25 protein-coding genes, 2 tRNA genes and 1 pseudogene are annotated in these 24,752 nt (G+C 51.1%); 14 read left to right on the forward strand and 14 right to left on the reverse strand.

The window, feature by feature from the left end:
* Window positions 1–39 precede the first annotated feature (39 nt).
* Complete coding sequence (locus IPJ88_09515; protein QQR91904.1) at window positions 40–1,287, reverse strand: FAD-dependent oxidoreductase; 1,248 nt, start codon at window positions 1,285–1,287, stop codon at window positions 40–42.
* Between the two features lie 119 nt (window positions 1,288–1,406).
* Window positions 1,407–2,480, reverse strand: a complete 1,074-nt coding sequence (locus tag IPJ88_09520; GenBank protein ID QQR91905.1) for a class I mannose-6-phosphate isomerase — start codon at window positions 2,478–2,480, stop codon at window positions 1,407–1,409.
* Window positions 2,481–2,513: 33 nt separating this feature from the next.
* Here IPJ88_09520 and IPJ88_09525 point away from each other — a divergent pair, with 33 nt between their 5' ends.
* The 4 genes from IPJ88_09525 (at window position 2,514) to IPJ88_09540 (ending at window position 4,361) form a co-directional block, all read left to right on the forward strand.
* A complete protein-coding gene (locus IPJ88_09525) occupies window positions 2,514–2,876 on the forward strand; it encodes a hypothetical protein (protein ID QQR91906.1) in 363 nt (120 codons plus the stop codon).
* A gap of 269 nt (window positions 2,877–3,145) precedes the next feature.
* Entirely contained in the window at window positions 3,146–3,553 is a 408-nt protein-coding gene (locus IPJ88_09530; GenBank protein ID QQR91907.1) for a (deoxy)nucleoside triphosphate pyrophosphohydrolase, read from the forward strand.
* Between the two features lie 38 nt (window positions 3,554–3,591).
* Entirely contained in the window at window positions 3,592–3,909 is a 318-nt protein-coding gene (locus IPJ88_09535; GenBank protein ID QQR92012.1) for a YbjQ family protein, read from the forward strand.
* Window positions 3,906–4,361, forward strand: coding sequence for a heavy metal-binding domain-containing protein (locus IPJ88_09540; GenBank protein ID QQR91908.1), 456 nt, complete (start codon window positions 3,906–3,908; stop codon window positions 4,359–4,361). The genes IPJ88_09535 and IPJ88_09540 overlap by 4 nt, the downstream gene beginning before the upstream one ends.
* On the opposite strand, the gene IPJ88_09545 is transcribed toward IPJ88_09540, so the two are convergent.
* The 3 genes and pseudogenes from IPJ88_09545 to IPJ88_09555 form a co-directional block, all read right to left on the reverse strand.
* Window positions 4,342–5,265: a PilZ domain-containing protein gene (locus IPJ88_09545; GenBank protein QQR91909.1), complete on the reverse strand. Its 924-nt coding sequence runs from the start codon at window positions 5,263–5,265 to the stop codon at window positions 4,342–4,344. The genes IPJ88_09540 and IPJ88_09545 overlap by 20 nt on opposite strands.
* 94 nt (window positions 5,266–5,359) lie before the next feature.
* A pseudogene (locus IPJ88_09550) lies at window positions 5,360–5,796 on the reverse strand (GNAT family N-acetyltransferase).
* Window positions 5,797–5,798: 2 nt separating this feature from the next.
* A complete protein-coding gene (locus tag IPJ88_09555; protein QQR91910.1) occupies window positions 5,799–6,062 on the reverse strand; it encodes a DUF3467 domain-containing protein in 264 nt (87 codons plus the stop codon).
* A gap of 47 nt (window positions 6,063–6,109) precedes the next feature.
* On the opposite strand from IPJ88_09555, the gene IPJ88_09560 reads away from it, so the two are divergent.
* The 9 genes from IPJ88_09560 (at window position 6,110) to IPJ88_09600 (ending at window position 17,175) form a co-directional block, all read left to right on the forward strand.
* Entirely contained in the window at window positions 6,110–6,718 is a 609-nt protein-coding gene (locus tag IPJ88_09560) for a hypothetical protein (GenBank protein ID QQR91911.1), read from the forward strand.
* 203 nt (window positions 6,719–6,921) lie between these two features.
* Entirely contained in the window at window positions 6,922–8,373 is a 1,452-nt protein-coding gene (locus IPJ88_09565) for a hypothetical protein (protein ID QQR91912.1), read from the forward strand.
* Between the two features lie 3 nt (window positions 8,374–8,376).
* Window positions 8,377–9,696 carry a hypothetical protein gene (locus IPJ88_09570; GenBank protein QQR91913.1) on the forward strand — a complete coding sequence of 440 codons (1,320 nt, stop codon included), beginning with the start codon at window positions 8,377–8,379 and terminating at the stop codon, window positions 9,694–9,696.
* 260 nt (window positions 9,697–9,956) lie between these two features.
* The gene (locus IPJ88_09575) at window positions 9,957–10,589 is read left to right on the forward strand and encodes an SET domain-containing protein-lysine N-methyltransferase (GenBank protein ID QQR91914.1); all 633 of its coding nucleotides are present in this window, start codon (window positions 9,957–9,959) and stop codon (window positions 10,587–10,589) included.
* A gap of 322 nt (window positions 10,590–10,911) precedes the next feature.
* Window positions 10,912–12,552 carry a beta-propeller domain-containing protein gene (locus tag IPJ88_09580; protein ID QQR91915.1) on the forward strand — a complete coding sequence of 547 codons (1,641 nt, stop codon included), beginning with the start codon at window positions 10,912–10,914 and terminating at the stop codon, window positions 12,550–12,552.
* Window positions 12,549–13,139 (forward strand): beta-propeller domain-containing protein, encoded by a 591-nt coding sequence (locus IPJ88_09585; protein QQR88520.1) that lies wholly within the window; start codon window positions 12,549–12,551, stop codon window positions 13,137–13,139. Before IPJ88_09580 ends, IPJ88_09585 begins: the two co-directional genes overlap by 4 nt.
* A gap of 247 nt (window positions 13,140–13,386) precedes the next feature.
* Window positions 13,387–14,361 carry a hypothetical protein gene (locus IPJ88_09590; protein QQR88521.1) on the forward strand — a complete coding sequence of 325 codons (975 nt, stop codon included), beginning with the start codon at window positions 13,387–13,389 and terminating at the stop codon, window positions 14,359–14,361.
* Between the two features lie 454 nt (window positions 14,362–14,815).
* Entirely contained in the window at window positions 14,816–15,859 is a 1,044-nt protein-coding gene (locus tag IPJ88_09595; protein QQR88522.1) for a hypothetical protein, read from the forward strand.
* Window positions 15,860–15,897: 38 nt separating this feature from the next.
* Window positions 15,898–17,175 (forward strand): cation:proton antiporter, encoded by a 1,278-nt coding sequence (locus IPJ88_09600; protein ID QQR92013.1) that lies wholly within the window; start codon window positions 15,898–15,900, stop codon window positions 17,173–17,175.
* On the opposite strand, the gene IPJ88_09605 is transcribed toward IPJ88_09600, so the two are convergent.
* The gene (locus IPJ88_09605; GenBank protein ID QQR88523.1) at window positions 17,168–18,022 is read right to left on the reverse strand and encodes an ABC transporter ATP-binding protein; all 855 of its coding nucleotides are present in this window, start codon (window positions 18,020–18,022) and stop codon (window positions 17,168–17,170) included. The two genes, IPJ88_09600 and IPJ88_09605, sit on opposite strands and share 8 nt — an antisense overlap.
* Before the next feature lie 137 nt (window positions 18,023–18,159).
* Here IPJ88_09605 and IPJ88_09610 point away from each other — a divergent pair, with 137 nt between their 5' ends.
* A complete protein-coding gene (locus IPJ88_09610) occupies window positions 18,160–19,533 on the forward strand; it encodes a thioredoxin family protein (GenBank protein QQR88524.1) in 1,374 nt (457 codons plus the stop codon).
* Between the two features lie 178 nt (window positions 19,534–19,711).
* Here the strand turns inward: IPJ88_09610 and IPJ88_09615 are convergent.
* The 8 genes from IPJ88_09615 to pheT all read right to left on the reverse strand — a co-directional run bounded on the left by IPJ88_09615 (window position 19,712) and on the right by pheT (window position 24,750).
* A tRNA-Arg gene (locus IPJ88_09615) sits at window positions 19,712–19,788 on the reverse strand.
* Window positions 19,789–19,827: 39 nt separating this feature from the next.
* Complete coding sequence (locus IPJ88_09620; GenBank protein ID QQR92014.1) at window positions 19,828–20,337, reverse strand: adenine phosphoribosyltransferase; 510 nt, start codon at window positions 20,335–20,337, stop codon at window positions 19,828–19,830.
* A gap of 23 nt (window positions 20,338–20,360) precedes the next feature.
* Window positions 20,361–21,134: a 5'/3'-nucleotidase SurE gene (gene surE / locus IPJ88_09625; protein ID QQR88525.1), complete on the reverse strand. Its 774-nt coding sequence runs from the start codon at window positions 21,132–21,134 to the stop codon at window positions 20,361–20,363.
* Between the two features lie 23 nt (window positions 21,135–21,157).
* Window positions 21,158–21,232, reverse strand: a tRNA-Pro gene (locus tag IPJ88_09630).
* Window positions 21,233–21,324: 92 nt separating this feature from the next.
* The gene (locus IPJ88_09635; GenBank protein QQR88526.1) at window positions 21,325–21,798 is read right to left on the reverse strand and encodes a MerR family transcriptional regulator; all 474 of its coding nucleotides are present in this window, start codon (window positions 21,796–21,798) and stop codon (window positions 21,325–21,327) included.
* A 47-nt stretch (window positions 21,799–21,845) separates the two neighbouring features.
* Window positions 21,846–22,190 (reverse strand): integration host factor subunit alpha, encoded by a 345-nt coding sequence (locus IPJ88_09640; protein QQR92015.1) that lies wholly within the window; start codon window positions 22,188–22,190, stop codon window positions 21,846–21,848.
* A 152-nt stretch (window positions 22,191–22,342) separates the two neighbouring features.
* Window positions 22,343–23,146 (reverse strand): hypothetical protein, encoded by an 804-nt coding sequence (locus IPJ88_09645; protein ID QQR88527.1) that lies wholly within the window; start codon window positions 23,144–23,146, stop codon window positions 22,343–22,345.
* Window positions 23,140–24,750 carry a phenylalanine--tRNA ligase subunit beta gene (pheT, locus tag IPJ88_09650; GenBank protein ID QQR88528.1) on the reverse strand — a complete coding sequence of 537 codons (1,611 nt, stop codon included), beginning with the start codon at window positions 24,748–24,750 and terminating at the stop codon, window positions 23,140–23,142. Before pheT ends, IPJ88_09645 begins: the two co-directional genes overlap by 7 nt.
* Between the last annotated feature and the right edge of the window lie 2 nt (window positions 24,751–24,752).

The following is a 24,752-nucleotide window of genomic DNA, read 5'->3' on the forward strand; positions in this document are numbered from 1 at the left end:
CAACATCAGGGGCGGGGATGGTCATTCGTGGCTTTTCGGTCATGTGCAGAGTTCCTCGGCTTGCTGAGCTGCCTTTTGGCCGAAGAGTAGCGCATCTTCCATCGAAGAGTAATTCCAATCGCCGTAACGCCCGGTCGGGATAATGTTATGTCGGGCTAAAAAGGGCTTAATTCTGTCTAGGGCACCGTAGTAGTTGTGATCGTACAGCACATAGGCATGGGAAATCAGCCGCGGAGATGCAAAGGCGACGTCGTCTGCTTTATCGATGATGCGCATTTCAATTAAACCCTCGATGACTTTTGGTAGCAAGATCGCCATATCGGGTTTTTCCCTCGAAGAAAGCTCGACGTACAGACCTGCTTTGCCTGGTGGCGCCATTTGTTCGCTAAAGTTGGAGTAGCAGCCAACGCGGTAAAATGGGAATCGCTCCTCGGGTACATAAGCCCAATGCAAATCAACCCCGCATGGCCTTTGTAAGGCAACGTCTAAATACCACAAGGGATTGCAGCGCAGTTTGCTTGCTGCTTCTTGAATGTCGGCTGGCAGGTCTTGGAGTAAAGCAAGTAATATATCCAAGGGAAGGGTTGCAATCAGTGCTTGATAGTCCCGACTGCCATCTTGGAAATGAATGCGTTTGTTTTGAAAATCGATGCTTGTGGGAGCGTGCTCGAGCAGCGTATGTTGCTCGAGGCCTTTGTAAAGGGCCTTAGGGAGCTCGCCGATGCCCTGCTTGGGATAGAGAAAATTGGTGTTGTAGCCAAGTTCGCGATCATTTTTGCCCACCGCACCAGCGATCACATCATCAAGTTTCGGCATGGGAACAAAGCGTGAACACCACTGCGCGGTAATCTCTCGTGGATGCGTTCCCCAAAGTTTGGCGTTGTAGGGGATCATGAAGTGCTTGCTAAAACCTTCACCGAAATATTTTAAGCAAAACTCTTCGAAGGTGTTTGGCTCGGTGGTCTGTGCTTGTTTTTGCAGAGCTTCCAAGAAACCGGTAAGGCATTCGTAGGCAATATCGGGGGGAAGGCCAAAGGTGTTTGCTTGGTAGGGATAGCGTGTGTAAACGCCATGGCTAAACACACGACTTTTGCGCTCCACGGTGACGGTGCGATCCTTAAGGAGGGTAGTGACCCAACGACGCATGGCCTCGTCGCGTAGATGCAAAAGATGACCTGTCCGATCGAAGCGATAGCCTTTCTCTTCGATGGTGATGGCATGCCCTCCAACAAAATCGTTACGTTCGTGGATTTCGTAGGGCCGCTTGAGGTGATGTCCGGCGGACATACCGGTCAGGCCGGCACCAATGATTTGGATGGGGCGGTCATTGGAGGCGGACTCTTTCCTGCCATAGCGCTCCCGTCAAGGTGTTTTGCATGCTTTAATGCGCCCTTAGTGTTGATGTTCTAGTCTTGGCTTACATTTACCGTACTAATTAAGGCATGCGCTTGCTTGCAGTGCAATTGACCGTTTCCGCTAAAAACAGCTGGAATTGCGGCGCTCTCGCCTTTTTTTACAGTGACCGAGTCGCGCTCAGCCTCGATGGTAATCTCGCCAGCGACAACGGTAAGCCCCATGAGATAACCGCTATCTGGAATCCGAAGGCTGCCGTTGCCCTGGATGCGGCTGACGTTTAGAAAATCAGAAGGCAGAGCTTTTGATCCTTTCCCGCAGAGTGCATCCAATTGAACGCTGCCGGTGGTGTTGGCTCTGCCGCTGCGCCGAAAGACGCGTGTAAGCCAAGCGTCATTTTCAGCAAGATCCCAGTTGGTGACTGCGAGTGCGTGATCGAGATGCAGCTCGCGCGGGCTACCTTGAGGATCCGCCGAGCCATCTTTGGCATAGCGGCGATTCCAATCCCAGTAACGATAAGTCACCCCTCGCTTACCGGGCAGGACATGTTGTGGCTCGATCAGGGTGACCCCCGCGCCGACTGCGTGAGGCATGCCGGCTTCAATCACCAAAAAATCACCTGGCTCGAGTGCCACGAAGTGAAGAAACTCAGAAAAGTCCCCTCGCTCCTGAAGACATTGGCGCATGGCCTCTTTGCTAGCGCCTTTTTTAAGGCCGACATAAACGCCGCTATTTGGCGAGGCTGCGAGCACATACCAACTCTCGGGTTTGCCGGCTTCCTCGGGTTTTAGTCCTTGGTAGTTATCGCTGGGATGAATTTGCACGGACAGGGCTTCTCCGGCATCAAGCAGCTTGACTAGCAATGCCGTTGAGTTGCGTCCGGCCTGATATTCCTTGCCCAGATAAGCCTCGGGCTCCGAAGCCAAAATCTCTGCCAGGCTTTGATTGCTTTGCATGGCGTAGGACGGAAAGTCCGGCTCGACCGATAGCTCCCAACTTTCACCTATCTGAGCGCTCGAAAAGTCGAGACCAAGTTCGTTTTTGAATTGCTTTGCAATTCGAGTGCCCGCCCATGGTGTGCGCTTTAAGGGTGTAAAATTGTTGGCTTTTAGGAGAATAGTTTTCACGGTAGAACTGTTTTGCATTTGAAAAAAAAAGTGTTGAAAGTTGACAGAAGCGCTTCGATACAGCAAATCTACACAGCAATGCCAATGTACCATGAAAGCGATCGTCGCGTGCATCGAGTTTACGTGACACGAAACACCGAGTATCACATCCGTCGTGACACTTGCGTTGGGGTTCGCGATATTAGCACCGGTCGCTGGCTTGGGGCGCATATGGCGCTTAACCGTAAGCTGTGCGGCGGATTGCGTTTTGGAGAAAAAGGCGTCGAGCCGAACTCGGGGGAACCGGATGTGGGTGAGTCTCTGTACTTTCAAAGCTCTGGACAGGATCTGGTCACGAGCATCGTGACGGAAGTGCAGCGTCCCCCCAAAGAGGTCGTGGCTACCTATACTTTGTGAAGGTTTGCTGTAATTTTTCCTTTTACTAGAGCGTGTCCCGAACGTCCGGACCGAGGGAAAAATCCCAAACTTCGAGCAGCTCGGAGAAGTGTGGGCGAGGCATATTGAACGCCATGGTGAGGAGCGATGGCATAAAAATGCGATGAATCGTAGCATTTTTCCCTGCGGGAGCGACGATCCGGACACGGTCTTGTGCCGTATTGCAGTTCTCGGGGATTTTAGCGGTCAGGTAACTTACTTGCGAGGCGAGTGTGGTATAATATCTGCTGGTGCCGGAAAGCGAAAACAAAGTCATTCGGGTAGTAGCAGCAGTGATCGAACGAGAGGGTCGATACCTCATCACCCAACGCAGAGCGACTGCTGTCCTTCCTCTGCTATGGGAATTTCCAGGGGGACGACGCGAAGAAGGTGAAAACGACACCGAAGCGCTTCAGCGTGAGATTGCTGAACGTCTTGATGCAAAGGTAGAAGTGGGACAACTCATCTCTTATGTGAGCCATCCTTATGCCCACTACACCGTCGATCTTTTTTTGTACGAGTGTCGCTTGTTGAGCGAAGCTCTTACGCCCAAAGCTGTGCTGAGCTACCGGTGGGTGCATTCCAAAGAGTTTGATGACTACGAGTTTACCCCAGCGGATGAAGCCTCGATGAACAAGCTTCTTGGGGTCGGTGGGTGAGTGTCGAGCGCGCGCCGGCGCGACACGAGCACTCCATTGTGTTGCTCAGCAATATGGAAAGCATTCCCGGCAAAGAGATTCTAGAATGCCTTGGCTTGGTGTCTGGCAGTACGGTTCGAGCCAAGCACCTTGGTCGAGATATGGTAGCAAGTTTAAAAAACATGGTCGGTGGTGAGCTCAAAGGTTATACCGAACTTTTGCAAGAAGCTCGTGAGGAAGCACTTCGACGTATGCAGAAAGAGGCTGAGCTGCGCGGGGCGAACGCTGTGCTCAATGTGCGATTCTCAACGAGTAGTGTAGCCCAGGGCGCCGCTGAGCTTTTTGCGTACGGCACTGCCGTGCGAGTCTCAGCGTGATTCAAGCAGCTTTTGTCCTCGCCATTGTAGCAACCATTATGGTGAGCTCTCGATTGCTGGAGCGCTATCATTTTAGACAGATCCGGTTGAGGGAAGAAACGTTTAGCCACATTCCGATTTCAACTAACTGCCCCTCCGGTCATGAAGTGGATGATTCGGAAGTTGCTTTGGTTACGGGGAGTATAGTGATCGCAGCCGATCGAGTTTCTCAGTTTCAGTTTTTATTACGTGCTTTGTTCGGTGGGCACATTACGCGCTACGATGCTCTTTTTGAACGTGCTCGCCGTGAAGCGTTGCTGAGACTCAAAGAGCAAGCGCTAGAGCTTAACTTCGAGCGAATCGTAAACGTGCGTCTGCAAACTGCGTTGCTAGGAGATAGCCATCGTTCCGAACAACGAAAAGTGAGAGTGGAAGTCTTGGCCTACGGTACGGCTACTCGTCGTAAAAAATAGGCGGACGCTTCTGGATGAAGCGTAAAAGCAACTGACGGTGCTCTTGGCTCAGCGATTCAAAGGCACCACCAATGCCGGGCTCGGAGTCCGAGGAAAAATCCATTGGGTCACGTACAAAACGTACTACTCCAAAAAGATTCATCTCGAAGCCACCAGGCAAAGTAAGGAGCAGGTGCACTGGGGTGCCTTTCGCCAAAACATTGTAGGTAGCTACGAATACGCCGCCTTCCGAGATTTCGCCGCTAAAGCCGACGAAAAGGTTGGTTTCAGTGTTTGCGCCAATATTGGCTTCGAGTTCCTGGCGCTCTGCGCTGATTGGTACAGAGACTGCTCTGTTTTCAGTGGCAGGGGCCCCGGATACTGCGGGCTGTGCTGAAGGCGAAGCCGATGCTGGATGCGGGGTGTGCGATGGGCTTTGCGGTGCGTGTGAAACTGGCGGAACCGAAGCTGCTTTGTCGGGTTGGATAGAGGGAGTATTCGCTACTGGTTTTGGCATTTGTGATGCCGTTTGGAATTGCGTTTTTGCGTAAGCAAATTTTTCCGCATCCGGCTGAGCATCGTGTGCCGGTGGGAAGCGCGTTTGCGCTGTGGAAAGAGGATAGAGGGTGGACATCGCTTCGGCGATTGTTTTTGTCGCAAGCTCGATGCCTTGGTTTTCAGCGCGAACATCTTGCAGTAGGGCGAGTGTTTGACTCAAGATGGCAATAGCCCTTTTAACGCAGCTTTTACCATCGACTTCCGAACTTGCATGTTCGGCTTCAAACAAAGCGCCTACTGCCCCAGCGATATTGGACGCTACTTCCATAACATCGCCGGGTATGTTTGTGTCTGCTTGCAAAGCTTCAAGAGCGGCACCGAGAGACGTTCGGGCAGTACTTGATTTTTCGACTCCAGAATAACTCATAGTGTTTGTCGGCCTCCGGGCACTGTTTTCAATAGTAACGTGAGTTGCACTGCTTTTTCAACAGATCGGCTAGCGTTTTATGAGTCAGCCATCCTTAAAGTTCCTTGGTAAATATCTGCCTGCCACGGTTTGGTCCGGCGTAGTGCCGGTCTTCATGAACCTGGAAACCAAGTGCGGTGTGAAAGCGCGCAGAGTCGCCATTTCCAAGAGGCGCGATAGCCTTCACTCCTTTTGCTCCCGCTTTAACGCAGCCTTTGATGAAGGTGTCGTACAGAGATCGTCCTACACCTTTGAGACGGTATTCTGGTTTGATGCCAACAAAATGAACGTATGCGATTGGAGGATCAGCGGGCGCCAGAAAGCCAAGCAGAAAGCCAACGACCTCCCCGTTGTTTTCTGCGACAATCGCGTGCTTCCCGAGCTCGTAGAAAAAACTGGATGCGCACGGTCGCGTGACAGTCCGCCGAACCAACTGTCGAGAACAGAAACAATATAGTCGAAATCTTTCTTTTTAATGCTTCGCGTGATCATGGCTATTGCAAGTTCGGGGCTGGTTCGATTGCTCCGAAGCGCTCTTCGTGTCGTGCGAGAGTCTCGCCCAGAGCAGAGTGAAAACGTTTGGCATGCGAAGGTGACATAAGCAGTCTAGACAGTAACCATCCTGCGCCACCTTGTACAAATGCAAAGTCCAATACGAAGGAATCGTGAGCGCTGCCGACTTGAGCCAAGTTGGCAAAGCGGCCCTTGGCAACCTCATCATCGGCTTTGATTTGAATTCCAACTGTACTTTGGTTCATGACTCCTCCTTAGTCCGGTGGTATAGCAGTCAATAGAGATCAGGTCGATGCATCAGCCTTCAAACAACGTTATCGCTATTGGTTTTTGTCCATTTTGCAGGGAAAGTTTTGAGAATTTAGCACTTTGTCCCGAGCATGAATTGCCGCTGGTCGAATGGCATGAATTGCCGCCCGATCCTTTTTCACAGAACATTCTCGAGAGCGAGACTGAAGTTCTTTCCTTTGGGTTTTCCTATGGACGGGCTTGGCTTTGCGCTGGGGCTTTGTGCTTGTTAGTGGGTTTTTTCTTGGATGCTTTTTCTGTAACGCTCAGCCGTGTGGCGTCGCCTTCTGCTTTTGAACTGGCGAATACAAAAGCGTTTAATCTTTGGACTATTCCGCTTTGCTCTTTTGTTGTCTTTGCGATCTGTTACCGCCGCCGAACACTCGTACGAATGCAATCGGCGCGAGCCGCTTTGCTGTTGGTGGCGTTGATGCCAATGGTCTCGCTCATTTTTACTTTTCTTGGCGTGCGCCGTTGGTTAGGCTCGCAACGAGACTTCTCGTTGCTTGAACCGCGCGGTGGTCTGTTTCTTTTGGGTTTAGGAATTATTTCGATGGTGGTTGGCGCACTACGTTTCGGGGTTCCTAGGCGCTCCAGACACATTCATGAATAAAGTATGTGTGATGCTGTGTGTGGGAATGCCCCTTTGTTTTTATTTCACTGCGACGCGCCGCAAATTATGCGGTAAGGCGCAGCTAATGTTCCAGCCCTGTCAGGTAAAGATGAACTATTTCAATAGATTCCCGTTGGTATAGTTGTTGCTTCAATTAGACCTTGGTTCTCAACAGTGGTGTTGGGACCAATCGTGGGGGTTGGATGAAATCGTTTTGCGTCGTCGTGTACGCGTTTGCGTCTTGTGTTTTACTCGCTTGTACAGGAACCGTTGACGGTGTCGGAGCCGGGAGTAGTTCTGGCGCCGGAAACAACATAACCAGCAATGGCAATGGAAGCGGAACCAGTAGTCAACCAAGTCCTGACTCTTATCGTCCTGATCAATTGCCGCCACGTCCGGAGCCCGGTTCTTGCGCGATTGCGGATGGTGCATTTTGTGAGACTTTCGAGAACCCACAGGCTGGAGGCCGCGGCGGGGATATGAATGAGCAGCTATGGGCTGTATCACGTTGGGGGCATGATGTTGGTTCGTGGTTTACCCGTAGACTTGCAAGTACCGAAGGCGGTTATGATTTTCCGGCCACCTTTTGCGGACAGAGTTTTTCGGACGTCGCGGTCGGAGAGGACTTTGGCATATGTGATGGCGAAGACAGCGCCGGTGTTTTGTCACAGCAACTGAACGAAGTCCTTCACGATACCGGCGACTTTGGTATCAACTCGATGATGATTCGGCAGCCCTTTGATTTTGCGGACCGGACAGGTGTTATTTCGTTTGATGTGGATGCAAAGTTGAATCCTAACAACGATGGTCACGGTTGGTGGGTAGAAATGTGGATTACTGAAGATCCCGAACCTGTCCCGTACCATGGTGCGCCTTCTGTCTATTCCTTTCCCCGAAATGGCGTCGGTTTTGCTTTTGAGGGGACGAACTGCAACAAAAGCAACTGGGAAAACAGCCTGACGCGTGTCTTTGTCTCACGTGACGGTGATATCCTGCACGAATACGGTCAATACGACTTTGATTCGACCGAGTGCTTTCTAACGCACGATAGTGTGCTCAATCATATGGAGGTCCATATTAATCAAGACAGTGCAGAGGTGTGGGCTTCGGACTACGATGATCCTTCAAGCTTTAGGCGTATTGCTGTGGTGAACAACCTTGACTTGAATTTCACTCGAGGTTTTGTGGCTTTTCAACACAGTCACTATAACGCGGCAAAAGCACAAGGTACGCCAAGCCAAGTTTTCCGTTGGGACAATATTGGTTTCGACGGACCTTCACTGCCATTGGTGCGTGCGTATGATGTTGCAGATAACATCCAAGCCAGCGGAAACACCGTGAAATGGGGGCGTAGCCTGAGTTCAAGCCAAGCCGTCTCGGTGAGTCTGCAAAATGTAGATCTTGATTCTGTCACATCGGCACTCTTTGATTTTACTTGGATGAATCCGTCCACGGGCATGGACTATCGAATCAACGGGGGGAGTTGGCACCGCTATGATGACAGCAATCCATCGGGCGGCTATGAAATCCGTGCCTTTTCTGTACCCTTGGACCTGGCGGAGTTACAATCGGGGAGCAATACGATTGAAATTAAGTCGCTTAATGAAAACGGGGGACCGCAGATTGCCAACATGGATCTTACGCTGCGTTATTGAGTTATGAAACTTCGATATTATCTATCGTGTAGTTTGCTTCTAAGTGCTTGCACGCAAGCGGATGGTGGAAACGAGTTTGGGGAGTACGAAGCTGTTTTCCAATCGCTTAGCCCAGAGGAGCTTCCCGCGGCACCTGAAGATATCAGCAATGCGTATGCGGATGATTCTGCTGCTGCGGCACTTGGGCAAAAATTTTTTGATACACGGTTTTCTGGGCCTTTGTTGGAAAGCGACAACAATGGTCTATCCGGTACAGTCGGCAATGCAGGCGAAACTGGAAAACTTGCTTGCGCGAGTTGCCACGTTCCTGAGGATAGTTTTGTCGATACTCGAAGTACCCGATATCAAGTATCGCTCGGTGCCGGATGGACAACCCGCCGTGCTCCTTCTTTGCTTGATGTTGGACAGGCCAAGTTGCTCATGTGGGATGGGCGCCACGATGCGGCTTACAACCAGGTCTTTGCTCCGATAGAAAAAGCCATGGAGCTTAACAGTTCGCGTCTGTTTGTGGCTCAGCAGATCCAGCGTTATTATCTGGGCGAATATGAAAGCGTTTTTGGGCCTTTTCCAGACATCAGCGCTTTTGCGGCATTGGATGCAAGCGAAGCAGGCTGCACCGAGATGCCACATCAGACGGATAGCCCCGAGCTCGTTGACCGCAATGCAAGCTGCGAGAAGCCCTACGACGACAACGTGACCCGGGTGGCCGTCAATTTCGGTAAAGCGCTCAGCGCTTACCTGCGGCAGCTTAGCTGTGGTCAGAGCCGGTTTGATAACTGGGTGCATGGCGATAGCAGCGCACTGAATGATGGAGAAAAGCGGGGGGCGCTGCTTTTTGTTGGCAAAGCTGGTTGCGTTTCTTGCCATTCTGGTCCGTTTTTCAGCGATCAACGGTTTTACAATGTTGGTTTACCGAGCGCGACTGTGGCGAACTTTATGCAGGTGGGTAACGATCCTGGAGCGAGTGAAGGTCTCGCTGCGATGTTGGAGGATCCCCTAAACGTACGCGGCATTTTTAGCGATGGCGATGATGGCCGACTCGATGCTTACGAAAGCATCGACTTCGAGTCTCTGCTAGGGGCCTTCCGTACCCCGGGTCTGCGCTGCGTGGCTCAGCGTCCGACCTACAGCCATACGGGTCAGTTAAGAAGCCTGGAAGACGTTGTGGCCTTCTTTAGTAAGGGGGGTGCCAGTGGTGGGTTTTTGGGTACCGACGTTCTAAGTCCACTTGATTTGACAGATGCCGAAGAAACTGACCTTGTCGCCTTCTTAAAAACACTGGATGGACCCGGACCCGATCCAGCATTGCTCACCGCGCCATAGAGGTGGGCCTGTCCCGGAACGGCGAGGAAAGTGGCTCAGCGTTCAATGATCAGGGCTGACCGAGAGCGAGTTGGCTGGTAGAGCCAGCGTAGTTGTGTGGCCATCAATCCTTTGGAGGTTTGGCTGGCTCCTTGCCAAGTCGTCCTGACTCAAAAAAGCTGTTGCCGCTTCATTCTGTCACTTTTCCTCTGGGAGAGGTCGTCGGCTCATGGTAAGTCAGTACGATTGAACGCCCTAAGGGGCGTAGAAGGAGTACGTAGATGCTTCATCCAGATACTGAATTGTGTTTCATCAGCCCTGAGATAGGTTATGGGGTTGTTGCAACACGCGATATTCCGCGTGGGACAATCACGTGGGTACTTGATCCTTTAGACCAAATCTTAAGTCCACGCAGACTTGACCTTCTAGATAGAACACATGCGGAGATTCTAGAAACCTATACTTGGCGTGATGCCAAGGGACGACGCATCATGTGTTGGGATTTTGGCAGATATATGAACCATCATTGTGATGCCAACACTTTTGCCATTGGCGGGGTGGAGTTCGAGATTGCGGTTCAGGACATTCCTGCAGGGGTACAAATTAGTAGTGATTATGGTGCGCTTAATCTTGAAAGGCCTTTTGCCTGCCGATGCGGTTCGGAGCAATGCAGGGGAACGATTTACCCTGAGGACTTTGAGCGGCTTGCTTCACGATGGGATGCGAAGATTCAGGAGGCAGTCGTGGATATAGACCGGACCGTGCAACCTCTCTTTTCTCACCTATCTGAGGAAGATAAACGTTTTTGTCAAAGTGAGCATTTGCCCGGAAATACGCCATCGATTCTTGCTCATCGCTATAGGGCTAAAGTGCAAAGAGTTAACGGCAAAGTAAACAACGCATTGACGCCCTAAACTGCGGAGGGAATCGGTAGTGTTTGTCTTTCTATCTTTGAGCGGTGCTGCTTCTTGCAGCACCGCTTTTTTAATGTTTGTGAGCTTCGAATCTTTTCGGCGCCATTTTGAATTAGAGCGTTTGACTGAGTCGGCCTGAAACACGCGATAGCGGTACGCTTTTCTGCAATGTGTCAGTCTGTGCCAAGCATGTGACTGGTAGGAAGTAGCGATACACAGATGAGCTCGAATTTCAGCGAGAAGATAGGCACTGGTAAATGGCACAGTCTTTGCAATGCCTTCAAGCAACGAAGTCCTACGACAATTTTCAAAAGGTTGATCCATGAAAAAACGAGATGTCTTGCAAAGCCCAAACTCGCGACACGGAGTCCCGTGCTATTTAAACCAGTGCCTCTTTATGGTTTTGGCTTTTCTGCTTTTAGCGCTTTGTGCGTGTTCACATTCCTATGAGGACAACTATAGCTTTGCGAAGGGTAGTTTGCGTAGCATTGAAGATTGCGATGCACTTGGGGCTGCTGTTAAAGCTAGACTTTGGGAAAAGATCAAAGAAAGTATTAATGACAATGAAAAAGCGTTGCTTGATGCAATCGATTCAGGCTTTAAATATTATGGACTTTGCTATACAGGACCGAACTACGAGGATGGCTACGGTTCTGCTGACGCGGGTGTGGCGAGCACAGCCGCGCAAGACACCGCTCCTAGGCCCCTAAGCGCTGATGAATACAGTAGTACAAATAATCAAGTCGCCGGAGTTGATGAAGCTGATTTTATAAAAAACGATGGCACTTTTATTTACGTGCTTGCTGGAAATATCTTGCAAATCCTTCAAGGCTGGCCGGCCACAGACTTCAATGTTGTCTCGGAAACCACTATCGAGGCAATGCCCCAAAAGCTTTTTGTAACCGATACTAGGGCTGTGGTTTTAGCTTCACCCGAGCCGAGCTGCGATGGACAAAACATTGACTATAACAATTATGGCGCGCCTTCGGACTATAATCCCTATTATTCATCCTCTGGCTTTGAGCTTTTTGTTTACGACATTGAGAATCGCAAGGCACCTAAGCTCCTAGAGCGTATCGAGCATAGTGGAAACTTTGTGGATTCACGACGGATTGCGAATGATATTCATGTTGTGCTTAGCGATGCGTCGTCAATGCTTTCCGATATTGATTACTATCCCGCCAGTCTGGCTGAAGCATATTGCGATGATGCAGATCAGGTTTCTCGTGAAGATGTTCAAGTCGCTTTCGAGCGGCTGCGCCGAAGAATGCATGCGCGAGTTTACAGCCTCGTGCTTGATGAGCATATCCCCCATGGCACCGTTTATCGCTACGACGGGGGACAGCAAGATGAGGGGCAGCCTTTGAACGCAAGCTGTCAGGGCTTTTATGAAGCGCCCGTAGACAGCGGCAATGATTACCTTTCGGTGTTATCGCTTGCTCTTGATAAAGAAAATGCGGTGGCATCGACGACAATCGTGGGCGGGGAGGGCGAAGTTTACTCGTCAAGTGAGAGTCTGTACGTTGCAAGTGTTTACTATGAACAAAGTGACTCTGTGGCTCTGGCAGGGACGGTTCAAAGTCCTGGCTACTATCCTGGATTTTCTGGCAGCGAATCTACCCTTGTGCATAAACTAGCGTTGTCCTCCGGAGCAAAACCAGCGGAGTATCGAGGATCTGGAAATGTTCCAGGGCGTGTGCTCAACCAGTTTTCGATGGATGAGCACAATGGCTTTTTACGCATTGCAACAACTCAAGGCTATGTTGGCTCGGGGGGTGATAGCAGCAACGGTCTGTATGTTCTTGAGGAGGGTGCTGACGCTACGGGTAAAGTTGCTTTGAACGTGACAGGCTCAATTGATGGTTTAGCGAAAACGGAAGACATTCGTTCGGTGCGCTTTGACGGCGACCGTGGTTTTGTGGTCACTTTCAAAAAACCGATCCTTTGTATACCTTTGATTTGAGTAATCCACGTGCACCCAAGGTAACGGGCGAGCTAAAGATTCCGGGTTTCTCTACCTACATGCATTTTATGGATGAAACTCATCTGCTCACCATCGGTTTTGATGCAAGTGATCAAGGCGATTTTGCCTGGTTCACTGGCATCATGCTGCAGATCTTTGATGTGCAAGGGGATACTGCGACTCTGCTACACAAAGAAATCATTGGAAGCCGTGGGACGACCTCGGATGCAACGGATGATCATCTCGCCTTTAACTACTTCCCTTCAGATGCTTCGGGTAGGGCTGGTAAGTTAGCAATCCCCATGGGTATCTGTGAAGGTGGCAATCAAGATGGAGGCTATGGCTCCGAGCTTACCTTTAATGGCTTGCTGGTTTTTGATGTGAGCGTTGAGCAAGGTTTTTCTTTGACGGGTATGCTCGATCACCAGATGCCGCACAAGAGCAGAGTTCGCCGTACTATTGGGGCGGCAGCGATTGCTACAACTGGTGGCAATCACCGAACTCCGCGGTCAAGCGCAGCATTTTCATGCGGGGAAATGGCGATGAAATCGTCTATTCGGTTGCGCCGGATCGAATTCGGATGGTGAATACTCAAAACTTCGCCGAGCTCCTGGTCGACCACGCCCTGCCCGAAGAGCCTGCATGGTGTGAATAAGTATTCCGAGACGCTACTTTGTTTATTTGAACAAGGTAGCGTCTCGGGTCTTCACCGACAGCACTCACCCTACAGGTATAAGCCCATAGATGTCTAGGATGCCTCTAGATCGCTCGTGGCTCAGTAGCGTTTGTCCCGGTTTGTGTTAATCTAAAGCGATAGTGGGTAGGCCTACCAATATGCCAAATCTGGTTTGGAGCGTGCTGTTAACCGCAGTCATTTTTCTATTGTATGGTTTTGAATACGACACACTACCGGACGATAATCTGATAAAGAACCCGTGGTTTCATGGTGAAAACCCTAGTGATAGCGACTATTGCCAGGATACTCAGAAGTTTTGGGAAAAGAATACGGTATCTGGGGGCGGTAGTTGGGGTGGTAGCGAAAAGACACAAGATCCAACCGATATAAACTGCGTTGTCGGTGGTAAAACATGGACGGGCCACGCCATTCGTTGGGCCGATCAGGGTAGTGATACCTTTTATCCCAACCAAGACGCCAAGTTTTGGCAAGTGGTTGGACCGGTATCCGACAGTGAAAAACAACTTAATTTTCATTTTCTCATGGTCTTCCATCGCATGAGCCATTTCAGAGCGCAGATCTCTGGTTCCAGCAGCGGCTCCGGTCCATGGAACGTGGTTTGGACGCCTATTGATACGGCTTGGACTCAAACGTGTGGGGCCAATGGCTGCAACGACTGCGACGGCAATGGCAATCGCGATTGTCTGTGGGATGATGTTACCAATCGAGAGCTGGGTCCTTTCGCATTGAGTACGACCATTGCTACGGGCTACGCTTATTACAAGGTGGAGTTCCTCGGAAATTATCCCAATCCGGATAACTCTGCTACGGGCGATGTGGGAGGAAAAATTGCACGCGTTTACTTTAGCGTGGGTGATCCACCACCGGGATCTGTAGGGGGCGAAGGCCCTGGTGGCAATGGTGGCGTCGATGGCAATACCGATGGTGGAATAAGCGGGGGTTCGGATTCGGGTACGAGTAGCGAGGATGCCGGAACTGACGGAATCTTGCCAGCTCCGAGCACCGACGGCGGGTGTGCTTGTTATGTGGCGGATTCCAACGATCAGAGCACCATGCAACTTTTAGGGTGGTTTTTTATGGCGGTGCTTCTGAGGCGCTGCTCTCGTTCCTAGACAGCTTTTTATCTACGAACTCAGCTAACAAAGGCCATTGGCCGCTAGCGAAGTTTGAGTTAAAGTAGGTTTTTCAAGCGAGCTTTTTTGATCCGTTCTTTGGTTGCAAAACGATGTCATCGCGGTCCTAGCTTCCAAGTGACTATCTTGGCGATAGCAAGTGCTTGTCTTTCAAACAGTTTATGGGTGTCCAAAGTCTGGGCGCAACATGCTGCTGCTTCGGAGCAAAGCAAAGTTGAGCGTAGCGAGCTAGCTATAGCGGCGATTCTTTCCTTCGTGCTTTTGATTTCCCTTGCTTATCTTGGAGCCCATCCACGCGTTCAGAAATGGGAACGGCGCTTAGGTATCTCGCAAATGGTGACTTCGGGTTTTCCCTTTTTAGCCTTAGGTTTGCTCAGCCAGCTTCCTAGCTTAAGGGATTTTACTCAACCCCCTCTTAAAGCAACTCACCCCTTTGCTTCATCTAGGCTTAGGTTGGCTAGGCTTACTGACCGGTTTTCATTTTCAGCTTCGCTCTTTGGATGCCTTGCCACGTGGAACTTTTCGGATTGTGTCACTTAGTACCGCACTGCCTGCTGCGCTGGTCATGTTGTGCTCTTTTTGTTTTATGTACCTTGCGCAAGGGAATGCTTCGGTACTTATCGTGTGGCGGGATGCAGCAGCGCTTGGGGTGGCGGGAGCAATGGGTGCGCCCATGGCAAGGCACATATTGAAGGCCAATCGAATTCCTTCCAAGCAAATTAATTTTCTTCAAGATATCTATCGGCTCGATGACGTTGCTTGCATTGTTGGTTTAGCTTTTCTTGGTGCTTATTTTAGACCTCGTTTGGTTAAAGTTGCTTGGCAGCTTCCCGGAACGGCCTGGCTCCTCATCACCTTGGGACTCGGTATGACGGTAGGGGTGGTGATCTATGTCATGCTTCGTCGCAAACTTAGCCACGCTGAACTAACAACGGTGATCCTTGGCTGTGTGGCGTTTTCTTCCGGCATGGCAGCGTATCTTGCGCTTTCGCCTCTTGTGCTCAGTTTCATCGTGGGCGTTCTTTTAACGAATCTTCCGGGTGCATATAAAGCGCGGGTGGTTACAACGCTAAGTAGTTTGGAGCGACCTATTTATCTTTTGTTTTTGTTCGTCGTAGGAGCGCATTGGAACAGCGCCGAAGCGTATGGATGGTGGCTTTTACCGATTTTTGTGGTGGCACGCGTCGTTGCTCGTTTTTTGAGCACGCGCCTATCGCTTCGAACTGAACTTGGGCATCTCATTCGAGGAAACGAGTTGGGTTTCGTTGCAGCGCCGATGGGAGCTTTGGCTGTGGCTACCATTGTGAGCGTGCAGATTTTCTACCATAGCGAGCATATTACCTGGATGGTGACTGCCGTGGTCGGTGGTGCGGTAATCAGTGAGCTTTCTGCGCAAGGGCTTCTCAGGTACGGCATTCGCTTCGTGCGTCGTAAGCATGAAACATCGGCCAAGCTGAGCAAGGAGAGTTCAGCATGATACGACGCATCTTCGTGATTGGTACAATAGCAGCGTTCATGCAGGCTGCGCGCTCCTTTGTGCCTCAAGGAGCCGTTACTGTGGCGGGTGCCGATACCATTTTGGCGGCCGGGTTTGTGTTGCTGATTGCATTTTATTCAGGACGCCTTTTTGCCGGCTTGGGGTTGCCGAAACTCACTGGCTACATTGCTGCCGGCGTTGTTTTTGGACCCAGTGCCATCGAACTGCTGAGTGAGCAGATGTTGACGGATTTGCGGTTGGTTAATGGCGTGGCTGTATGTCTTATCGCGCTGAGTGCTGGGATTGAAACCGACTTGCGTGCTTTACGTTCTTTGCTCAAGGCCATTGCATGGATAAGCGCCTTGGCAGTGCTTGGCACCATTGCCTTGCTTACGCTGACTCTATTCCTGCTTAAGGATTATCTTTCATTTTTTCACGGCCTTGATGTCTTGCAAGCGGTGTCGGTAGCTGGCGTCTTGGCAGTAACCATTGCAGCTCAGTCGCCCGCCGTAGTGGTCGCGCTTCGTGAGGAGCTCCGAGCGGACGGCCCGTTGATCCGAACCATCCTTGGTGTCGTTGTGATTGCTGATTTATTGGTGATTGTTTGCTTTGCCTTGATGTCATCGGTGGCGCAAATGTCGCTAGGCGGCGGTCCGGGGGTGCAGGCCACGGTGCAAAAAATGCTGTGGGAAATCTTTGGATCGATTGGGGCTGGGCTGGTCGTTGCTTTGGCTTTTTTCACCTACTTGCGCAAAGTAAGACAAAACGAGGCGATGTTTTTGCTTGCGGTATGCATTGTAGTAGCCGAAATAGGGCAGCGTATTGAGCTTGATCCTTTGATTGTGGCACTGACTGCCGGGGTGACATTAAAGAACACGACCGGTCTTGGCGAGCGCTTGGTGAGTAGTATCGAAGTGACCACAACGCCGGTGTTTGTGTTGTTTTTCGCGGTGGCGGGTGCCACGATTCACCTCGATGTTTTAGCGTCGGTCGGTCCAATCGCGTTGCTTTTAGTCGTAGTGCGTGCAGCGGGATTTTTTGGCGGCAATGCTGTGGCCAGCCGTATCGCCAACGCTCCATCTGTGGTGGTCAAGTATGCCGCATTTGGTCTTTTGCCTCAGGCGGGGCTAGCGCTAGCGCTGGCTCTGCTTTTTTCTCAGACCTTTCCTAGTCTGGGGCAAAGCGCAGCGGGCCTTGTTTTAGGCGTTGTGGCAATCAATGAACTTATCGCGCCCGTATTGTTGCGGACCGTGCTGCTACGGTCCGGGGAAGGCAAGAACATCACCGAAACTGTTCCACAAAGTGCGGCTAGCTAAGATGTCCGGCTTCTTTCAGTGTGTTCATAAAGGCTTGTTCAAGAGTGTGTTTCAATGGCGCAAGATGGCGTACTTGAAAATCCTGTTCGGTGGCTACACGGATGAGCTCTGTTGCGGAAATGTTTTGCGGTACAGTGATCTGTAAAGTGTCGCCCTTGATAGTCGCTGTGTAAGATGCTTGCTCCATCGTTGTTTCGAGCTTTTTTAGATCTCCTTTGCCCCGCAACTCAAAGCAACGTTGTTTTTGAGAGAGTAGGGGCGCAAGTTCGCCGTTGTAAAGCACGGTGCCGGAAGAGAGCACAATGATTTGCTCACAGGTGCGTTCCACATCAGGAAGAATATGGGTGGATAAAATCACGCTAGCCCCGCTTCGTGCTGGAATATCCGCGATGAGATTGAGCATCTCTTCGCGACCACGTGGGTCGAGACCACTGGTGGGTTCATCAAGCAGTAAAAGTTTTGGATTGCCCACCAACGCTTGAGCAAGGCGAGCACGTTGCCTCATTCCTGTTGAAAAGCCACCAAGCTTGCGGTAGCGCGCTTCGCCAAGACCCACGTAGTGCAGCACTTGGTGAGCGCGTGCAACGGCTTCGGAATGAGGCAAGCCACAAAGCTCAGCCGCCAAGGTCGTGTATTGGTGGGCGCTTAGATCCGGGATGACGGTATCGCCCTCAGGCATGTAGCCAATTTGGGCTCGTAACGTGGTCGCATTGGCCTTAACGTCTAAGCCGAGCACGTTCATACTTCCGGCCGATGGATGCACGATCCCTAGAATCAGTTTAAGTAAAGTGCTTTTGCCTGCTCCATTGGGGCCAAGCAGTCCGATGGTTCCTTTGGGGCTTTGCACGGTGATATCCGCAAGGGCCTCTAAATCACCATAGCGTTTGGAAAGGTTTTTAGATCGAGCAGCAACATGACTTTCTTATAGATCGAAGCAGGATTTTGCGATAGTTGGGCGATAAAATCGCCTGAGGTACTCCGTGTTTGCTTCAGTTTTGTGCTAACTTCTTCAAACAATATGCGTATTTTATCGCGACGAGTTTTGTTTATAGCGGTGGTCCTGGGGATTCTTGCCGCGTTGGTGTTTTTCGCTGGGGATCGCAAAGTGGGCTACTTGACGGTTTTGAGCAGCCTTTCAAAGATGCGCTTGCGCGAGGTGACTATTCGGTAGCTATGTTGCTGCTATTTGCTGCGGGCCTTGCCACGAGTTTAACGCCTTGTGTTTACCCGATGATCACCATCACCGTAGGCGTGTTTGGTGCAAAGCAAGCAGAGTCGCGTTTGCAAGGTGCACTTCTGTCAACAAGTTTCGTGTTTGGCATAGTTGCACTTTTTACGCCCCTTGGTTTGGTGGCTGCCCTAAGTGGTGGTGTCTTTGGAGAGCTGTTGGCAAGCCAAGTGGTGCTCTATGCCTTAGCGGCAGTTTTTGCGCTTTTGGCTGCGTCGATGTTTGGCGCGTTTGACTTGGCACTTCCGCCGGCCTTACAAACCAAACTTGCTCAAGTGGGAGGCGTGGGCTATCGCGGCGCCTTTGCGCTTGGCTTGGTGAGCGCAGTGATCGCCGCGCCTTGTACCGGTCCTGTGCTTGGCTTTTTGCTGCCTTGGATAGGCAGCAGTGGCAATCTAGCCTTTGGAGCCTTTGGTCTGAGCGCTTATGCGCTTGGTTTGGGTATGCTCTTTTGGTTTGTCGGCACCTTTGCGGTGTCCTTGCCCAAATCCGGTGAATGGTTGGAGTGGGTAAAGAGCTTGTTTGGGATTGTCATGTTGGTAGCGGCTGTCTACTACGTGCGGGATCTGGTGCCGCTCATCTCCGGAATCGCGGTGCGTACCCAGTTTTTGCTTGGCACATCGGTGGGCTTGTTGATCCTTGGTCTTGCACTAGGCGCTGTGGATTTAAGTTTTCATACGCCGCTGGTTCGGATACGAATCCAGAAAGCTCTGGCGGTGTTTTGTGCGATGGCGGGACTTGTGGGCCTTTTGCTCTACGCGGAAGCCTTGCCCCCAGGCGCGAAAATTTCCTGGCAAGACGATTTAGTAGCCGCCCGTGAGCAAGCCAAACAACAAGGCAAACCTATGCTTGTTGATTTCGGAGCATCCTGGTGCGTGGCTTGCGGTGAACTCGATCGTCATACTTTTTCAGATCCGCGTATTGTGCGTGAACTCAAGCGGTTTGTTACCGTGCGTGTCGATCTAAGCCCCGGTAGCATCAACGATCAAAAACGGAGTTGGCTTGGCAGTTACAAACAAAATGGCCTACCACTCGTGGTGGTGCACGCAGTTAACGGCGCCGAAGTTGGCCGCATAACTAACTTCGTTCAACCCGAGGCGATGCTCGAAGCCCTGCAAAAAGTAGATTAACTCATACTTTCGTATCGCGTCATCTTGTGTGCAAAAGCTATGAAGGTCTTGTCCCACTGCGTTACTATGAAATAGCAGCGCGACATTGTGTTTGAGCATAGAATGCTTAGCAGCGGTTAGCCCCGAGGAAGGGTACCCCTGAGGGGCTTCCAGTTTAACGATCGATCGTAAACGAGGTTGGCGCTCCCGGGAAGATTCGAACTTCCGACCCACCGCTTAGGAAGCGGTTGCTCTATCCATCTGAGCTACGGGAGCCTTTGATTTTCATGCAGTGCTTGCTTATCAAAAACGCGCTTAATAAGTCAAAAGTGAAAATTGGGGGGTGCCTTGAAGGTTTTTTGCACCATTCAGGCTTTCGAGTTCAATGAGAAAAAAAGCCGCACAGACTGAAGCTTTTTGTTTTTCAATGAGCTCAATACTGGCTTTCGCTGTTCCGCCGGTAGCTAGCACATCGTCGATCAGCAGGACCGAGTCTTTGAGGCCGACGGCATCCTTGTGGATCTCGACGGCATCGCTTCCGTACTCAAGGTTGTATGCCACACGGTCGGTCTCGGCAGGTAGTTTGCCAGGCTTACGAATCGGAACAAAAGCTTTGTGAAGGCGAGCGGCGAGGGCGGCTCCGAAAATAAAGCCGCGTGACTCGATGCCAGCGACGACATCGACTTTGTAGTTTGCTGCGGCGACTTCGAACAGCGAGAGACTCAAGTTGAAGGCTTGAGGGTTGGCAAGAAGCGGCGTGATATCCCGAAACAAAATGCCTTCTTTGGGAAAGTTGGGCACTTCTCGGATGTGTTTTTGCAGCATTTCGGTTTGGACAAGTTGAATGCTCATGACGTCTCTTTGGCGAATGTGTTTTGGACAAGTGAAGAGGCAAAGTCAAAGTGTTTGTCTTGCGTAGCTTCGAGGCTCAATGGTGTTAGGGAGGCAAATCCAGCATCGACTGCGTCGGTATCGGTGCCTTCGGAGGGTTGGTGAAGTGCTCCTGGACCGCCCACCCAATAGTACTTGGTGCCGCGAGGATCTTTGCGTACGGTGACTTCGTCTTTATAAAGCCGCTCACCTAAACGGCTAAGGCGAAGACCTTTGGCTCGAGTGGCCGGAAAATTAACGTTGATGAGGACAGCATGTCCACCCGGCTTTGCCTGCTGCAGTGTCTGAGCAACAATGTCGCGAGCGGTCCGGCTGGCCTCTTCAAGATAAGCGAGATTCAAGGAGGAAAAAGCAAGGGAAGGTATGCCGCGCAATGCTCCTTCACGCGCTGCGGCGACGGTTCCGGAATAAAAAATATCAGTGCCAAGGTTTGCGCCGTGGTTAATGCCAGAGACCACAAGGTCGGGTCGTCTTGGCAGTAAGTCTTTGCTATGAAGTGCTACGTACACACAGTCAACAGGTGTGCCGTCGGTAGCAAAAACGCATTCGCTTACTTTGCGAACACGCAGCGGGTGTCGCAGCGTAATGGCATGACTTCGCCCGCTGTGCTCACGTTCCGGTGCGACCACATAGACCTGAGCAATGGGTTCAAGTGCCTGATGAAGTGCGCGCAGGCCATGTGCAGAAACGCCGTCATCGTTGGCCAATAAAATCAATGGGCGATCACTCATAACCTAACATCCGAAAAAATCAGTCGGGGCGACTGGATTCGAACCAGCGACCCCAAGACCCCCAGTCTTGTGCGCTAACCAGACTGCGCTACGCCCCGAACCCCAAAAGGGGCCTCACCATACACTTTGTAGATTCCCTGGCAAGAGCAAAGCGCAGCAAAAGATGGCAAAAGCGTTGGGCTTTCCGTTCTTAGCGGTGCTCGGAGCGGCTACGGGTGCCCGCGCGTACCAAAGCCCGGCGCAACTGTTGTTCGGTCGGAGCGCTAGGCGCGCGATCGGGGTGTTCCTGCACCTCATCGATGTGCCGTAAGAGCAGGCTAAGTTGTTCGCGAATCGCAAGCAGGTCGGCCCGCAGGTTGGTCTCTCGGACCGCTTCCTGCCTTTCCTGGACTTCAGGTTGGCCTTCTTTTTGGCGGACGATTTCCCGAAGGCGTTTGCGTGCACCCGGTACGGTAAAACCGTCTTCGTGTAGAAGCTTGCGAATCATGACAGCGAGCTCGACGTCGCGCCGCCGATACACGCGATGCGAGCCGCGTGTCTTCATAGGCTTTAGAACTGCGAACTCTTCTTCCCAGTAACGAAGCACGTGAGCCTTTACGCCCACGATGTTAGCTACTTCGCCTATCCGGAAAAAAAGTTTATCTGGTAGAGATGCAGCAGACAAAGTTCACCTTCAAAAAACTTCATCTGTTGTACACCAAGATTTCTTGTTTAGAAAGAGGAAGATGAATTTGAGTGATTGCCGTCGTTTCCAGGCTTGCGATTGTTGTTGTAGCGCTCTGGGTTTAAAATATTTTTCAGTACTTGACTTGGCTTAAAAGTTAGAACTCGCCTTGCGCTAATCGGTTGTGGTTCGCCCGTGCGGGGATTTCGACCGATACGTTCTTTTTTATCGCGTACAACGAAATTGCCGAAGCCAGAAAGTTTAATCTTTTCACCTTCAGCGAGTACATCTTTCATCGTATCGAAAATGGATTCGACGAGCTCAGCTGCTTCTTTTTTTGAAAAACCGCCAACCTCTTCGTAAACGCGATCGATGAGTTCAGCTTTTGTCATCGTGTGGTCTTTATTCACGTTTTGCCTCTCTTGTTACTCTACTATGCAAACACGGCTTGTCGACAAAAACAAGCTGAAGGCCTCTTCAATACAGGCGGTGACATGTGGGTAAGCTACCAGAATTACTGAAAAAAAGCAGGTTTTCGCGTTTCTTAGCGCAGGCTGCCGTCCAGGCGCTTGGCCAGGGCCTGGGTTACTTGGCCGTGGAGTTTGTCAATTGCCTTGTCGGTGAGCGTGTTTTCCGGGTCTCGGTAGTAGATGCGTAGGGCTAGACTTTTGTGCTGTTCAGGGAGCTGATTCCCACGGTACAGGTCAAAGAGTTCTACTTTTTCGATCAATTTCTGATTTTGTTCATCAAAATTCTGCATCACCGTCTCAAGGGTGATCTCTTCTTTAACGAGTAGAGCGATGTCTCGCGTGCTGTGCGGGAATTTCGGCAAGCTTTTTGCTTGTGGGAGCCTAAGTTTTTTCTCGACAAGAATAAGCGCGTCTAAAGCGATTGAAGCATAGACGATCTGCCCGCGCAGCTCGAAAGCTTCAGCGACATCGGGATGAAGTACTCCGACGTGCCCGATATCGAGTTCGGCGAGTTTGATGATCGCGCTTTTCTTTGGATGCAAAAAAGCTAGTTCGTTTTCAAGCTCTTCGTTTCGATAGACAATCGGATCGACGGCATACTGGCGCCGAAGGAGGTTGATAATCAACCCTTTGCCATCGAAGAAATCCATTTCTTCGTTTTCGGTGATCCATTCCTTTTTGGGGCCGCACAGCACGAAGTCGAAGCTATAGCGTTCCGAAGGTAATTCAGCGTTTGGCAGTGGAAAATACGAGCGTGCGAGTTCGAATAGGCAGAGACGATCTTCTTGGTAGCGTTGGGCATGCTGCAGGTTGTTTAGCAGACCAGGTAGCAGCGAGGTGCGCATCACCGATCGTTCTTCTGAAAGGGGGTTCAGCAACGGTAGAGCGTCAGTATTTTGTTTCGCTTTTTCAGATCGTTGGTTGAACAAAACGCGTAGTTGATAGTCTCACGAAGACCAAGGGAGGCAGCATTTTGCCGGAGGCTTCGTTTGAGGCGCTCGGCAGCATCGTGTTCGCTTGAGCTTGCTTGGATATAGGGGATCTCTGTTGGAATCTTATCGTAGCCCCATACGCGACCTATTTCTTCGATGAGATCGATTTCGCGAGTGATGTCTGGACGAAAGCTCGGTACAGTGACTTCCCAGTCCTGTGCTTTGTTTTTGAGTTGGCAGCCTAGATGCTCAAGAATCTGTTGCGCTGTCGGTTTTTCAACAGCAGTGCCGAGGACCTGCTCGATGCGTGCGTGTCTCAAATGGATTTTGAATGCTTCCTGAGGTCTGGGGTATACATCGCTTGCCTTTGGCTCGATGCGCGCTCCGGCAAGTTTGGCCATCAGGGCCGAAGCCTGGGCCACGACGTACCGTGCATCATTCGGATCGACGCCACGTTCAAAACGATGACTTGCTTCGGTGTGCATGCTGTGTCGGCGTGCTCCACGTCGTACAACAGTGGGCGAAAAATAGGCGCACTCTATCAAAAGTTTGCTACTTGAGCTCTGGACGCTGCTTTTCTCTCCGCCCATGATTCCGGCTAGAGCGATTGGCTCGCTGCCGTCAGCTATGATGAGATCTTCTTTGCTAAGCTTACGATCCATGCCATCGAGCGTTTCAATTGTTTCGCTCTGTTTTGCAAAGCGTACGCGAATCTGATTGCCTTTTAATCGATCAAGATCAAAGGCATGAATCGGATGTCCGGTGAGCAAAAGTATATAGTTGGTGACGTCGACGACGTTGTTGATGGCGCGCTCACCGAGGGTATGGAGCAAGTAGCGTAGCCAGAAAGGCGAGGGGGCTATCTTGGCGCCTGTAAGGAGGCTAGCTGCATAGCGAGGGCAAGCCTCGGGCGCTTCGATGGTGATGGGGGTGCTGGGTAGTCCAGAGCTAAAATCAAGTTTGGCTTCGATGTATGGGAGCTTGAAGGTTTTGCCGAATAGCGTGCAAAGCTCACGCGCTAAGCCCAGATGGCCCAAACAATCGGGGCGATTTGGCGTAAGGCCCAAATGCAAAATGCTGTCTTGCAGTTCAAGGGCTTTGTCGAGTTGTGTTCCTGCTTCGATGCTCTTTTGTTTATCGAGGACTAGAATGCCACTTTCGTCGCTTCCGATGTCTAGTTCGCTCTCGGCGCACAGCATGCCCTGCGAGAGTTCGCCGGCTACCCGACGCTCAGCTATCTCAAGGCCATTGGGAAGTTTGGCACCGAGCTCGGCCAATGCAACAAGACCGCCTCGCTCCGGTACGTTGGCTGCGCCGCACACCACCTGTCGTTCAGATCGGCCGTTCCATACTTGAACAAGCGTGAGTTTGTCGGAATTGGGGTGCGCTTTTTTTTCGCGCACTTCGCCAACAACGATATTGGCGTTGCTGAGATAAGGCGTTGTAATTTCTTCGACTTCGATTCCTGCGAAAGTAAGTCGATGGGCGAGGGTCTCTGGGCTTTCATCGATACCCGTAAGTTGTCGTAGCCATTGTGTTGAAGCGCGCATAG

The sequence above is a fragment of the Myxococcales bacterium genome (assembly GCA_016699535.1).
Classification (GTDB): domain Bacteria; phylum Myxococcota_A; class Polyangia; order Polyangiales.